12 protein-coding genes and 1 pseudogene are annotated in these 13,928 nt (G+C 59.5%); 6 read left to right on the top strand and 7 right to left on the bottom strand.

Going from position 1 to position 13,928, the window contains the following annotated elements; translation table 11 throughout:
• The 6 genes and pseudogenes from PKE98_RS20950 to PKE98_RS20925 all read left to right on the top strand — a co-directional run.
• Positions 1–203: pseudogene (locus PKE98_RS20950) on the top strand (IS481 family transposase); the annotation flags it as partial.
• Positions 204–342: 139 nt separating this feature from the next.
• Positions 343–1,359: a class I SAM-dependent rRNA methyltransferase gene (locus PKE98_RS20945; protein ID WP_271197331.1), complete on the top strand. Its 1,017-nt coding sequence runs from the start codon at positions 343–345 to the stop codon at positions 1,357–1,359.
• A 124-nt stretch (positions 1,360–1,483) separates the two neighbouring features.
• Positions 1,484–4,471 carry a DUF748 domain-containing protein gene (locus tag PKE98_RS20940; protein WP_271197330.1) on the top strand — a complete coding sequence of 996 codons (2,988 nt, stop codon included), beginning with the start codon at positions 1,484–1,486 and terminating at the stop codon, positions 4,469–4,471.
• Between the two features lie 108 nt (positions 4,472–4,579).
• Positions 4,580–4,891, top strand: coding sequence for a DUF2845 domain-containing protein (locus PKE98_RS20935; RefSeq protein WP_373877893.1), 312 nt, complete (start codon positions 4,580–4,582; stop codon positions 4,889–4,891).
• Positions 4,892–4,929: 38 nt separating this feature from the next.
• Positions 4,930–5,226: a DUF2845 domain-containing protein gene (locus PKE98_RS20930; protein ID WP_271197329.1), complete on the top strand. Its 297-nt coding sequence runs from the start codon at positions 4,930–4,932 to the stop codon at positions 5,224–5,226.
• A 123-nt stretch (positions 5,227–5,349) separates the two neighbouring features.
• A complete protein-coding gene (locus PKE98_RS20925) occupies positions 5,350–6,798 on the top strand; it encodes a rhomboid family intramembrane serine protease (protein ID WP_271197328.1) in 1,449 nt (482 codons plus the stop codon).
• Between the two features lie 637 nt (positions 6,799–7,435).
• Here the strand turns inward: PKE98_RS20925 and PKE98_RS20920 are convergent.
• The 7 genes from PKE98_RS20920 to rbfA form a co-directional block, all read right to left on the bottom strand.
• Positions 7,436–7,633: a CsbD family protein gene (locus tag PKE98_RS20920; protein ID WP_271197327.1), complete on the bottom strand. Its 198-nt coding sequence runs from the start codon at positions 7,631–7,633 to the stop codon at positions 7,436–7,438.
• A gap of 83 nt (positions 7,634–7,716) precedes the next feature.
• Complete coding sequence (locus PKE98_RS20915) at positions 7,717–8,073, bottom strand: BON domain-containing protein (protein ID WP_271197326.1); 357 nt, start codon at positions 8,071–8,073, stop codon at positions 7,717–7,719.
• Between the two features lie 199 nt (positions 8,074–8,272).
• The gene (locus PKE98_RS20910; protein ID WP_271197325.1) at positions 8,273–9,688 is read right to left on the bottom strand and encodes a hypothetical protein; all 1,416 of its coding nucleotides are present in this window, start codon (positions 9,686–9,688) and stop codon (positions 8,273–8,275) included.
• 107 nt (positions 9,689–9,795) lie between these two features.
• Positions 9,796–11,898, bottom strand: a complete 2,103-nt coding sequence (gene pnp, locus PKE98_RS20905) for a polyribonucleotide nucleotidyltransferase (RefSeq protein WP_271197323.1) — start codon at positions 11,896–11,898, stop codon at positions 9,796–9,798.
• Between the two features lie 213 nt (positions 11,899–12,111).
• Positions 12,112–12,381: a 30S ribosomal protein S15 gene (gene rpsO, locus PKE98_RS20900; RefSeq protein ID WP_010447232.1), complete on the bottom strand. Its 270-nt coding sequence runs from the start codon at positions 12,379–12,381 to the stop codon at positions 12,112–12,114.
• A gap of 143 nt (positions 12,382–12,524) precedes the next feature.
• Positions 12,525–13,442 carry a tRNA pseudouridine(55) synthase TruB gene (gene truB / locus PKE98_RS20895; RefSeq protein WP_271197322.1) on the bottom strand — a complete coding sequence of 306 codons (918 nt, stop codon included), beginning with the start codon at positions 13,440–13,442 and terminating at the stop codon, positions 12,525–12,527.
• A 3-nt stretch (positions 13,443–13,445) separates the two neighbouring features.
• The gene (gene rbfA, locus PKE98_RS20890) at positions 13,446–13,850 is read right to left on the bottom strand and encodes a 30S ribosome-binding factor RbfA (protein ID WP_271197321.1); all 405 of its coding nucleotides are present in this window, start codon (positions 13,848–13,850) and stop codon (positions 13,446–13,448) included.
• Between the last annotated feature and the right edge of the window lie 78 nt (positions 13,851–13,928).

Here is a 13,928-nt window from a genome sequence, read left to right as displayed (position 1 = left end):
CAATCGAATACGAACCGGGCGATCACGTGGTGAAAGTACGCCAGACAGGGCAGGTGTATTTCAAAGGACTGAACGTGTTCGTGAGCGGCGGTTTACAGGGGGAAAAAGTCGCCATCCGCGCCACTGCCGAAGATGGCGTCTACGATGTGGTTTTCATCAACAAAGCACTGCGTCAGATAGACCTGAGACAGCGGGCAACATGATCATCAACCTGTTACCCATGTCTCCCGACAGGTGTTTACCATGTCCCCCGGCTGAACACAAAGCACACCCTACGAGAGCCCAACGTCAAACTCTCGGTGGTAAACTGCGCGCCCCTTTCATCCTCCCGAGCCGTCGCGCATGTCTTCTCTCGATCAGGCGCTGCGCGCCGCCCTCCTCGCTCGTCAGCCGCTTCTGGCTGAGCTGCACAGCCAAGGCACAGACTGCTATCGCCTGTTCCACGGCAGCCAGGAAGGTGCCTCGGGCCTCACCATCGACCGCTACGGCCCGCAATTGCTGGTGCAAAGCTTCCACACAGCGCTGGAACGCGATGCGCTGTTGGCTGCACATGCGCTGATCAATGCCGAACTGAACCTCGATTTGCTGCTGGTCTACAACGACCGCTCTGGCACCAACTCGCGTATTGATCGCAGCGACGCGGTTTATAAGGCCGAGCCCCAGGCGCTGGTCGATATGATCGGTCACGAATGGGGCCTGAATTACCGCGTGCGCGGCCGACATGCCGGGCAGGATCCGCTGCTGTTTCTGGACCTGCGCAACGCGCGCGGCTGGGTGAAAGCCAATAGCGCCGGCAAGCGTGTACTCAACCTGTTTGCTTATACGTGCGGCGTTGGCCTGAGTGCGGCCGCGGGCGGTGCTCGCGAGGTGTGCAATCTGGATTTTGCCGAGGGCAATCTGGCAGTCGGCAAGGAAAATAGCGCGCTTAACCCGACGTTGGCGCCCATGCAGTTCATCCAGTCCGATTACTTTCCCGCCATTCGCCAACTGGCCGGCCTGCCTATTACCCAGCGCCGTGGGCAAAAACTGCCCAGCTACCCGCGCCTGGAGCAAGGCCAGTACGACCTGGTGCTGCTTGACCCGCCGGCCTGGGCCAAGAGCGCTTTTGGCACCGTCGACCTGCTGCGCGATTACCAGAGCCTGCTGAAACCGGCGATTCTCACCACGGCCGAGGAAGGTGTGCTGATTTGCTGTAACAACCTGGCCAAGGTCGCCATGGAGGACTGGCGTGAGCAAGTACTGCGCTGCGCCGACAAGCTCGGCCGGCCGGTGCGGGAGTGGCAGGTGCTGCCGCCGGCGGCGGACTTCCCGTCCAGCGATGGCCGCCCGCCGCTCAAGACACTGATTCTGCAGTTCTAGCATTTGCTGGTGTTGTGCGTGGCTTTGCATGCACGCCCTACAAAGGAAACGTGGCGCACGCGCCGAACCTCAGACGCGTGCCATACTCCAAGCCACTTCTTGCCAGGAAAGTTGAAGCGTCGCCATGCCCAAAGGATTGAAACGCGCCGTCGGCGCCCTGCTGATTGCCCTTGGTTTGTACAGCCTGCTGGGCTTTCTCATTCTGCCGGGCATTGCCCTGCGTATCGCCAACCAGCAATTGGCGGCAATGGCCACCGTGCCTGCCAAACTTGAGCGGCTGGAGCTCAACCCGTTCAGCCTCGAAGTCAGCGCCTGGGGCTTGCATATCGGCGAACCGGCGGCCGACCAGATCGGTTTTCAGCGCCTGTACGCCAACCTGCAACTCGATAGCCTGTGGACCGGTGCTTTACACCTGGCTGATGTTGAGTTGGAAAAATCCCAGACCGCGGTGCAATTCAGTAAAGACGGCACGCTGAATCTGACCCAGTTGTTCAAGCTGCCGGCCAGCCCCCAACCCGAAGTCAAAGACCCTGATGCCAAGCCCTTCCCGCTGCGACTGGACCGCCTGCAGCTGATTGAAGGCGCCCTGCAGTTTGCCGACCTGCGCCCCAGCGAGCCGGTGCAGTTTGTGTATGACTCGTTGAACCTGGAGCTGAAAAATCTCAGCACCCTGCCCGAAGACAACGCCGATATGACGCTGGTAGCCAAAGGGCCGTACGGCGGGCAGGTCGACTGGACCGGTAAGGTCAGCCTTGCGCCCATCACCTCCAGCGGCCAGCTGAAAATCACCGACGGCAACATGAAGGCATTCTGGCCGTACGTACGCGACGCGGTGCCGTTGGTATTGGAAAAAGGAACGCTGAGCCTGAGCACCGACTACAGCCTGGATTTGAGCAAGGGCACCCAGTTGCTGTTGACCAACGCCGCCATCACCGTGGCGCCGTTTGCCATCAAGGCCGTCGACAACCGTCCTCTGGTAAACCTGGAACGCCTGGAAGTCAGCGAAACCTCGCTGGACCTGGCCAAGCAATTGGTGACCATTGGCAAAATCCGCAGCCAGAACCTGGAAACCTGGGCCGCTCGTGAAAAAGACGGGCAACTCGATTGGCAGAAGCTGTTTGCCAGCAAACCGATCAACAAGAAAGTCGAGCCGGCACCCAACTCGGTTGCCGAGCAGCCGGAAGGCACCGAGGCTCCCGCCCCCACCCCACAGACCGATCCCAATGTAGTCGCCGCCCAGCAAGTACCGGCACCCACCGAGCCCGCCAAACCCTGGCAGGTGCTGCTGCAAGACACGCAACTGCGCGGCTACCGCATTCACCTGGCCGACCGCGTCCCCAAAGACCCGGTGGCGCTGGATGTAGGCCCGCTGAACCTGGACCTGGAAAAATTCGACAGCCTCAATGGCTCGCCCTTCACCCTCAAGCTCGATACGGGCCTGGGCAAGCAGGGCAAGCTCACCGCCGCCGGGCAGGTGAACCTGAACCCGGTTAACGCGCAATTGAAGGTCACCACCCAGGACATAGACCTGCGGGTAGCGCAGTCCTATCTGGAGCCTTTTGTGCGCCTTGAACTGCGTAGCGGCCTGCTGGGCAGTGACCTGGCCGTGAACCTGAAGAGCACCGAACCCTTGGCGTTCAGCGTGACCGGGCGGGCGCAGGTGAATCAGTTGCACACGCTGGACACCCTGAAAAGCCGCGACTTCGTGAAGTGGAAGCAACTGACCCTGGACGGCCTTGATTACCAGCACGGCGACAGTCTGGCGATCGAGAAAGTCAGCCTGGCCCAGCCTTATGCACGCTTCATGATCAACGAAGACCGCAGTACCAACGTCAGCGACCTGGTGATTGCGCAACCGGCCGACGGGAAGGCGCCCGCGTCGAAAAAGCAGGACCCGGCCGGGAAACCGTTAGGCATTCATATCGGCGGCATCAGCATTGATGACGGCTCGGCCAACTTCGCCGACTTCAGCCTCAAGCCCAACTTCGGCACCGCCATTCAACAACTCAACGGCCAGATCGGCACCCTCGACAACCGCAAGCCGCAAGCCGCCAAGGTGGATGTGAAGGGCAAGGTGGACCGTTACGCGCCGGTGAGCATTGTCGGCAGCCTCAACCCGTTCGAGCCGCTGGATGCGCTGGACCTGACCACCAGCTTCAAACACGTGGAACTCACCACCCTGACGCCCTACTCCGGCAAGTTCGCCGGTTACCGTATTCGCAAGGGGCGGATCAATCTCGACCTGCATTACCGCATCGAGAAAGGCCAGTTGAACGCCGAGAACAAGCTGGTGGTGGAGAAGCTGCAACTGGGTGAACAGGTGGACAGCCCCGACGCCGTCGACCTGCCGATTCGCCTGGCGGTGGCGCTGCTCAAAGACACCGACGGCAAGATCCAACTGGAGCTGCCGGTGTCCGGCGACCTTAATAATCCGCAATTCAGCGTGATGCCAATCGTGTGGCAAACCCTGCGCAACCTGGTGCTGCGCGCGGTGTCGGCGCCGTTCAAATTTATCGCCGGGCTGGTGTCCGGCGGCTCGGATGTGGATATCAGCACCGTGCAGTTCGCGCCGGGCGCAAGCAACCTGGACGGCCCTGCCGAAGGTGGCCTCAATACCCTGGCCGAAGCCTTGAAACAACGGCCGAACCTGCGTCTGGAAGTGGAAGGCCTGAGCGCCGCGAAGGCCGATGGGCCGCTGCTGGCCGAACAGCGTCTGCACCGCGAATACCAGTACATCTACTACAAAATGCTGCAACGCCGTGGCGACAAGGTGCCGGCCAAGGCCGGCCTATTGGAGGTGCCGGAAGACGAGCAGGCGCCGATGCTCGAAGGCATTTACCGCACCCGTCTGAAAAAGCAGCCGCCGGAAGAATGGAAAGAGCTCAGCGACGACGAACGCAGCGCCAAACTGCGTGCCGATATCCTCGCCAACTGGAGCAATAACGAAGTGCTGTTACGCAAACTGGCCCAGGCCCGCGCAGCCACCATCAAGCATTATCTGGTGAGCAAGGGCGGCCTGGCCGATGAGCGCATCTACATGGTGGACGTCAGCCTCGGCAAAGCCGAAAGCAACGGCCGGGTGGCCTCGCCGCTAAACCTCGACAGCGAATAAAGTGCACGGCCGGGTGCCTCTACACAGGGGCTCCGGCACTGTTCTGCTGTGTGACAGGGACGATACACGGGTGTAGCCTATCGCCTACATCGCCCTCGGACAGCCTCCGTGAAAGCTTCCTTGTTTTACGCCCTCACCCTGCTTGGCCTGACCCTTTGCGGCAACGTGTTCGCCTCCGCGACGCTGCGCTGTGGCAGCAATCTGGTCAGCATGGACGACCGTACCCTCGAGGTGGAAAACAAATGCGGTACACCGATAAGCCGCAGCGTGGTGGCCAACAAAGTGGTGTACGGCTACTACGGCGAACGCAGCGAAGTGCCGGTAGAAGAGTGGGCCTACGGTCCGCGCAACGGCATGTATTACTACCTGCGTTTCGAAGGCAATCGCCTGGTTGATATCGATTCCAAACGGGGCGGCTAACCGCTCCTCTATAAACAAACTGGACAGGATGCCCAGCCATGAAAAAGTCGTTTTTACTCTGCCTGCCACTCATGGCGTTCGCTGCTGCCAGCCACGCCTCCCTGCGTTGCGACAACGGCATCGCCAGCGAGGGTGACCGTACCGTTGAAGTGCAAACCAAGTGCGGCGCTCCGGCCAGCAGCAGCGTGGTGGGCTACGAGAAAACCCGCCACGGCTCCAGCAGCACCGAAGTGGAAGTGCAGGAATGGGTGTATGGCCCACGTGAGGGCGGGATGATGTATTTCCTCCGATTTGAAGGCGGGCGACTGGTACGCATCGACAGCAAACGCGCTTGATCCACGTAGGGCGGATATCCGCTTTGTGGATATCCGCCGTTGCGACTTAGCGGCGGATACCGCCTGGGGCGGTATTCGCCCTACTTAGCAATCGACCGACCGTAGAATCAAGGAAGACCCTGCGTGCTCATCATCCCCGCCGAACACCCGCTGGATTGGAAAAAACCGCCGATCCTGACGTTGCTGCTGATTCTGCTCAACACGCTGATCTACTTCGGTTACCAGAGCGGCGACAGCGCGCGCGAGGAGGTGGCGGTCAAGGCCTACCTTGACGGCGGCTTGCTCAACCGCGAGAAAGCACTGTTTATCGAATCGTTCAGCAGCCGCAACGAGCTGGATGAGCAGGAGCGCAAATCGCTGACGGCCATACCCCGTATACACTTGGCGGCCGCGATCCTCGGCGATCTGCAATTCGAAAATACCCTGCATTACACCCCCGCCTACCAGGACGACCCTGTCTGGCAAGCGGCTCGCGCCAAGGCTGAAGCCGCGCGCAATCAGATGAGCCATTACCGCTTCGGTTTTATCCCGGCCAAGTTCACCGTACAGGGCCTGTTCGGCGCCATGTTCCTGCACGCCGACTTCGGCCACCTGGCTGGCAACATGCTGTTCCTGTTTATCTTCGGCTTCGCCCTGGAACGAGCGCTGGGCGGGGTGCTGTATATCGGGCTGTATCTGCTTAGCGGCCTGGCCTCGCACCTGCTGTGGTGGGTGATGGACCCGGTATGGGTGACAGGCATCGGGGCCTCCGGGGCGATTGCCGGGTTGATGGGCATGTACCTGGGCATATACGGCCTGCGGCGTATCAATTTCTTCTACTGGCTGGGGCCAATGTTTGGCTACTTCCGCGCGCCGGCCTTGTGGATTCTGCCAATCTGGGTGGGCAAAGAACTGTACGGCCTGCTGCTGGCCGACGATCACGTCAACTACTACGCGCACCTGGGTGGCATGGGCGCCGGCTTTCTTGCCGTGTGGCTGCCGCGCCAGATCGGCAAGCTGAACGTCGACGAAGCCTACCTCAACAAGGAAGACCCGGACGCCCCGTTCAAACGCGAAGTGGCCTCGCTGGACAACCTGATCAGCAACTTCAACCTGGAACAAGCCGCTACCCGAGGCGTTGACCTGCTCAACCGCTATCCCGGTCGCCTGTTGTTACTTGAACGCCTGTACCCAGTGGCCAAAAGCCGCGAAGACAAAGTGCTGCTAAGCGCCGTGCTCAAACAGTTCTTCGCCCTGCCCCCGGCCACTGCCAACCTGCCGCAACTGCAACGCCTGACCGACGACAGCGCCCAGTTTTCCCTGCTGCAACACCCCGCCGTGCAACTGCACCTGTTGCAAAGGCTGCTGCAAGCCCGCGACGGTACGCGTGGCTTGTCTGCCTGGCGCAAACTCATCCAGACCCGCAACCGCCCACCGCAGTTGCCGGCGCTGACACTGCAGTTGGCCAAACTGCTCGGGCAGCAAGACGACCGCAGGAGCGTGAGTGAACTCCACGAATTCCTGCGCGCCGTGTACCCGGATGCAGAGCAGACGCAGCAGTTGGGGGTTTATCAGCAGCATATAGCGCGTTAGCACGAGCGTTAACCGTAAGAGCCAGCTTGCTGGCGAACCCTGCACCGCTCGGTTGTGAATGCCGTTCCAGGGTTGGCGAGCAAGCTCGCTCCTACAAAAGAGGCTGCGATTCGGGGAGGCATCGCGAGATCAAGAGCTCGAGGCTGAAGCCTTTTCTACAGGGAGATGCGCTGCCGTTTCGATTGTGGCCGTTATTCGGTCGAGGGTTTCGGAAGCGTTAACCGTAGGAGCCAGCTTGCTGGCGAACCCTGCACCGCTCGGTGGTGAATGCCGTTTCCAGGGTTCGCGAGCGAGCTCGCTTCTACAAAAGCGGCCACGATTCGGGGAGGTATCGCGAGATCAAGAGCTCGAGGCTAAAGCCTCTCCTACAGGGAGATGCGTTGCCGTTTCGATTGGGGCCGTCACTCGGTCGAGGGTTTCGGGCTAAGGTCAGGACCAACGACCAGTGGGAGTAACAGCCGCAGGCTGGCCCGAAGGGTGAGCGCCAGCGAATCAGGCGCCCCGGAGCTTTTGAGCGCAGCGTACTCGAGTACGTGAGCATCAAAAGCGAGGAGCAACGCCGCATGGCCGACGCCCCGGAAGCCGTTCGTTGAACACAAATAAAAAGCCCCCAATGAAGGGGGCTTTTTATTTGTGTTCACAACTTACTAGAGAAGTCGCGTAGCTCATCCTGAGCCTTTTCTTTGGTCCATCCATAGCGCTCCTGAAGTTTCCCTGCCAGGTATTCGCTATGCCCTTCGGCGACATCCAAGTCGTCGTCCGTCAGGTCGCCCCAACGTTCCTTAATCTTGCCGTTGAGCTGTTTCCACTTGCCTTTGATTACGTCGGAATTCATGACAAATCCTCCTGTGTCTGGGCGGATCAGGCGTCACCGGTGGTCCGGAACGCCTGAGGGAATGCTTTCAGGCGGTCGACTGATTACTCAGCCGACTTCAGGCCGTCGGCGGAAACCGCCTTCACGCCTTTGATGCCTTTGGTCTTGGCCACGGCCAGGTCGCGTTCAGCATCGCTTTTCACGACGCCAGACAGCGAAACCACGCCTTTGTTGGTTTCAACCTTGATGTCCAATGCGCTGAGTGCGCTATCGGCTACGAAAGTGGATTTGACCTTGCTGGTGATCCAGGTGTCGGTCACTGCTTCTTCAGCGGTATCGGTAGTAGCGGCCATCATCAGCGGAGCGCTGTGGGAGTTGGCTACATCAGCGAATGCCAGAGGGGACAGCAGGGCACCGGCAGTGGCAGCTGCAATAACGAATTTATTGAAAGGCTTATTCATAACGTCTCACTCCTAGTTCATTCGAAAATTCCGCCACCTGTCCTGGCTGCGGTTTCATAGGAGATATCGCAAGGCGTGTGCCAACTTTTAAAACATTAATTATTCGTTATTTATCAATGACTTAAATTTTCAAGCAAACCTGACTCATCGTGCAGATTGCAAGTTAGCCGCTTCGCTTACATGCAATCTGCATGAACCTTCAACCATTGGTCGCCATTCGGTCGATAATCAGCTGCAGCGTGTCCACTTCCGCCATTAGCGGCGACTGTGGATACCGGCCACGGACGAACGCCAGCAGCTTCTGCGCAGGTTCTACCTGCCCCAGCCCCTCGGCAAAGCCTCGCGCGGCCAGCAGATAGGCGCGGGGAATATGCGGATAGTCCGGAAAGCGCTGATGCAGGTTGCGCAGCAGGCTCAAGCCTTCGCGGGTGCGGTGGCGCTCCAACAGCGCGGCGGCAATGCGCTCGCACACCAGGGGGTCGTCCGGCAGGTAGTCGGGCTGGATTTTTCGTGCATTGAGCAGCGCCGTAGAGGCCAATGCCGGGCTGCTGCGAGTGGCCAGCGGCAGGTAGTGGGCCAGATGACGCAGGCAGCGCTCTTTGGCATTGAGGTTGAAGAGCAATTGGTGAAAGCGCTCGTTGAGCTTGAGGTCTTCGGGGGCTCGCTCCAGTGCCTGTGTCAGGGTTTCCAGGGCGTGTTCGCTCTGCCCTTCCTTGATACGGATTTCAGCTTCGGCCAGGGCCCGGCGGCGCTGGTATTCGGCTTTCGGATAGCCGTTGTGGCTGTCTTCTTCGGCAATCGCGTAACCCAGTGCGCCCTGATACTGGAACACGGCGTAGCCCATCATCGCGCACATCACCACGGTGAAATAACTGAACAGGAATGCGGCTATCGGGAACAGCACCACCCGTGGCAAGCCGTGGGACAGCATCAGGGTGACCCAGCTGGGCGACTGCCAGAGGATAAACAGAAACGCGCAAAGGATCAGGTAACGCCAGCCCATGGCTTTGATGACCTGCCCCACTTCCTCCGGGCTCAGGGCCGCGCCCAGCGTCTTGTCCAGGGCCAGGCGAATGATGCTGGCGGGCATTACCAGCAACAGGCTGATGTTCACCAGCCAGTACAACGCCTCGCTGTCGAAATCGCTGGCTATCCACAGCGCAACGAAACACAGGATAAACACCACCAACTGCTTGAAGAACAGGCTAAAACCGGGACCGGTAAACGCGCTAGCCAAGGTCGGCGCTGCCTTCTGCGCCTCGCTGCTGACTTCTATCACGCTGTAGAAGTACTTGGTGGCGATGCTGAACAACACGGCCCAGAGAATGAGTGAGGCCGGCATAAACAAGCTGGCGACGGCGAGCAAGGCACTGAACGCCAAGGGACCGCTTTGCAGGCCGTAGGCGAAAAATGTCGGGATACGTTCCCAGAACGGCTGCGCTGTATTGGCGGCGCCGAGAAACTCTAGGCGATTGGCGCACAGCGGGCAGGTCGGGGTTTCTTCCGGCGCCTCGTCATTGAGCGGCGTGCAGCAGTCGCCGTAATGCCGAGGACAGGAGCGGCACAGCCAGGTGGCGGGCTGGGCGGGATGGTAGTGGCAAAGACTCTTTTCCATGAATGCTGCGTTCCTTGTGCGTCTTGGCCGTCATTAATTTACCTATTCTCCGGGCAAAAAAAGAGGGCCCGCAAGGGCCCTCTCTTCAAGCTGCGATAAAGTCGGGGTTAAACGCCCTGAGCCTTAGCTGCTGCTACGTCTTTGATCGACAGTTTGATACGGCCGCGGTTGTCCACGTCCAGTACCAGCACTTCGACTTCCTGACCTTCTTTCAGAATGTCGGTGACTTTCTCAACGCGCGCGTCGCTCAGCATCGAGATGTGCACCAGACCGTCTTTGCCCGGCAGGATGTTCACGAATGCGCCGAAGTCGACGATGCGCTCAACCTTACCGACGTAGATCTTGCCGATTTCCGCTTCTGCGGTGATACCCAGAACGCGCTGACGTGCCGCCTCAGCCGCTTCCTTGGTTTCGCCGAAGATCTTGATCGAGCCGTCGTCTTCGATGTCGATCGAGGCCTTGGTTTCTTCGCAGATCGCGCGGATGGTTGCACCACCTTTGCCGATAACGTCGCGAATCTTGTCCTGGTCGATCTTCATGGCGATCATGGTCGGAGCGTTGGCCGACAGTTCGCTACGGGAAGTCGAGATCACCTGGTTCATCTGACCGAGGATGTTCAGGCGAGCTTCCAGGGCTTGGCCCAGGGCGATCTCCATGATTTCTTCGGTGATGCCGTTGATCTTGATGTCCATCTGCAGCGCGGTAACACCTTTGGCGGTACCAGCCACTTTGAAGTCCATGTCGCCCAGGTGGTCTTCGTCACCGAGGATGTCGGTGAGGATGGCGAATTTCTCGCCTTCTTTAACCAGGCCCATGGCGATACCGGCAACCGGCGCCTTCATCGGCACACCAGCGTCCATCAGCGCCAGGGAAGCACCGCACACCGAAGCCATGGAGCTCGAACCGTTGGACTCGGTGATTTCCGACACAACGCGGATGGTGTACGGGAACACGTCTGCAGCAGGCAGCATGGCCTGAACCGAACGGCGTGCGAGACGGCCGTGACCGATTTCGCGACGGCCAGTGGCGCCCATACGACCACACTCGCCCACCGAGTACGGAGGGAAGTTGTAGTGCAGCATGAAGGGGTCTTTACGCTCGCCTTCGAGGGTGTCCAGCAGTTGTGCGTCGCGCGCGGTACCGAGGGTAGCCACAACCAGCGCCTGGGTTTCACCACGGGTGAACAGGGCCGAACCGTGGGTTTTACCCAGTACGCCAACTTCGATGGCCAGCGGGCGTACGGTGCGGGTGTCGCGACCGTCGATACGTGGCTTGCCGTTCACGATGTTTTCGCGAACGGTGCGGTATTCGATCTCGCCGAAAGCGTCTTTCACTTCACCCGCACTCGGGCCGCCTTCAACGGCGAACTTGGCAACGATCTGGTCTTTCAACTCGCCCAGACGGCCATAACGCTCGTGCTTGATGGTGATGGTGTAAGCCTGGGAAATCGCGTCGCCGAATTCGCTACGGATAGCGTCCAGCAGTGCGGTGTTCTTGGCAGCAGGTGCCCACGCCCAGGTAGGCTTGCCGACTTCGGCAGCCAGTTCGCCAACGGCTTTGATCACCGATTGGAACTCGTCGTGGGCGAACAGCACGGCGCCCAGCATCTGGTCTTCGGTCAGCTCTTTGGCTTCGGATTCAACCATCAGCACGGCGTCTTTGGTACCGGCTACGACCATGTCCAGGCTCGAGGCCTTGAGTTGCTCGTAAGTCGGGTTCAGCAGGTAGCCGGTGCTTTCGTGGAAGGCAACGCGGGCAGCGCCGATCGGGCCTTCGAATGGGATACCGGAGATTGCCAGGGCAGCCGAAGTACCGATCATGGCAGCGATGTCCGGATCGGTTTTCTTGCTGGTGGAAACCACGGTGCAGATCACCTGAACTTCGTTCAGGAAACCTTCAGGAAACAGGGGGCGGATCGGACGGTCGATCAGGCGGGAAGTCAGGGTCTCTTTTTCCGAAGGACGCGCTTCACGCTTGAAGAAGCCACCAGGGATCTTGCCGGCAGCGTAGGTTTTTTCTTGGTAGTGAACGGACAGCGGGAAGAAGCCTTTGCTCGGGTCGGCTTGCTTGGCGCCAACCACGGTCACCAATACGCTGACGTCGTCGTCAACGGTGACCAATACTGCGCCGGAGGCCTGACGGGCAATGCGGCCAGTCTCGAGGGTGACGGTCGATTGACCGAACTGAAATTTCTTGATTACCGGGTTCACGGTGTATTTACCTTCTTTTTTGCCTTGGGGAAATCGTGTTCTTGCAGAATTCTTGGGCAACTTCGGGATTCGGACCCGAGCACTGTCCAGGTGATACAAACAAAACCGATGGTGCAGATAAAACTTGAGGCTGGCTGCCTGCCGTTAATCACCGGGCTGCCAGAGCATACCCAATCAATAACGACAAACAACCAACCTCTAGCAGCTTCGCTATTAGCGACGCAGGCCCAAACGACCGATCAAGGTGCTGTAGCGGGTAACGTCTTTGCCTTTGAGGTAGTCCAGCAGCTTACGACGCTGGTTTACCATGCGGATCAGACCACGACGGGAGTGGTGGTCTTTACCGTTGGCTTTGAAGTGACCTTGCAGCTTGTTGATGTTGGCGGTCAGCAGTGCAACTTGCACTTCTGGCGAACCAGTATCACCAACGGCTTGTTGGTAGTCGGTAACGATCTGAGCTTTTTCTTCAACGCTGAGTGCCATGTGGGCTTCCTCTCAGTAAGGAGCTGCATTCCAGTGAATACGACTCCAATAGGCCGAGGACAAATCCTCGTATTAAAAAATGAGATGTGACCGTGCCTATTAACAGCCACCCTCGCCCACCCCGGTTTCCCGGCATGGTTCGGTCATTCTGACCGAATCAAACGACGCGGCGCGATGCGCCCGTCTTCGCTCACTTCGCCAATCCCGATAAAGCGAGCATTGTGATCATATGCGCGGACCATGCCGAATTTCGGCGCGTCCGGGGCGCGTACAGCCTGCCCATGCAACCAGTAAAACGCGCTGTGTTCCGAAAACCGCACCAGAGGCCAGTGTTCCAGGCCGCTGTCGGAGGGCATCAGGAAGCGGTCGACGGCTTCGTTGCCACCGTCGGCGTGCACCTGTTCCAGCTCTTCGAGCGTCACCGTCTGCGCCAATACAAAGGGCCCGGCCTGGGTACGGCGCAATTCAGCGACGTGCGCCCCACAGCCCAACGCCTGGCCGATGTCTTCCACCAGGGTCCGGATGTAGGTGCCTTTGCTGCAAGCCACAGACAACGTCGCCTGCCCACCTTCGCAGCCCAGCATTTCCAGGCGCGCAATAGTAACAGAACGCGCTTCGCGCTCCACTACTTCGCCGGCACGGGCCAGCTTGTACAGCGGCTGACCGTCACGCTTGAGGGCGGAGTACATCGGCGGTATCTGACTGATTTCGCCACGGAATCGGGGTAGGACCGCCTCGATATCGTCACGACCAACGGTCACTTCGCGACGTTCGATCACCTCACCTTCGGCATCGGCCGTGGTGGTGGTGACGCCCATCTGCATCAGTGTCTCGTAGCCTTTGTCGGCATCAAGCAGATATTGGGAAAACTTGGTGGCCTCGCCAAAACACAGTGGCAACACGCCAGTCGCCAGCGGATCAAGGCTGCCGGTGTGGCCGGCCTTCTCGGCGTTCAGCAACCAGCGCACCTTTTGCAGCGCCGCGTTGGAACTGAAGCCCTTGGGCTTGTCGAGCAGAATGATGCCACTGACGTTACGGCGAATGCGTTTGACCTGAGCCACCGGTTACTCCTTATCGGCAACAGGCGGTGTGTCGACATCGGCGTGCTGGCCATCTTCAGCCACTGCACGCTCGATCAGCGCCGACAGGTGTGCACCACGCATTACGCTTTCGTCGTAATGAAAATGCAGCTGCGGCACGCTACGCAGCTTCATGGCACGGGCCAGCTGCATACGCAGGAAACCGGCAGCGTCGTTCAGCGCCTTGACGTTCTGCGCGATTTCTTCGGCAGTGTCCTGGCCCATCACGGTGATGAAAATCTTCGCATGACCGACGTCGCGGCTTACATCCACGGCAGTCACGGTCACAAGACCAACACGCGGGTCTTTGACTTCACGACGGATCAGCTGTGCCAGCTCGCGCTGCATCTGATCGCCGATACGTTGGGTACGGCTATATTCTTTGGCCATCTAACTACCTGTTACCTCCCGCCACGGCGCAAAACCCTGACGGTCTGAAAGCGGCAAACGCCCGGCCAGGCGTGAGCC

Source organism: Pseudomonas turukhanskensis (assembly GCF_027922365.1).
In the GTDB taxonomy this organism is placed as follows: Bacteria; Pseudomonadota; Gammaproteobacteria; order Pseudomonadales; family Pseudomonadaceae; genus Aquipseudomonas; species Aquipseudomonas turukhanskensis.
This window is presented reverse-complemented; position numbering and strand designations above follow the sequence as displayed.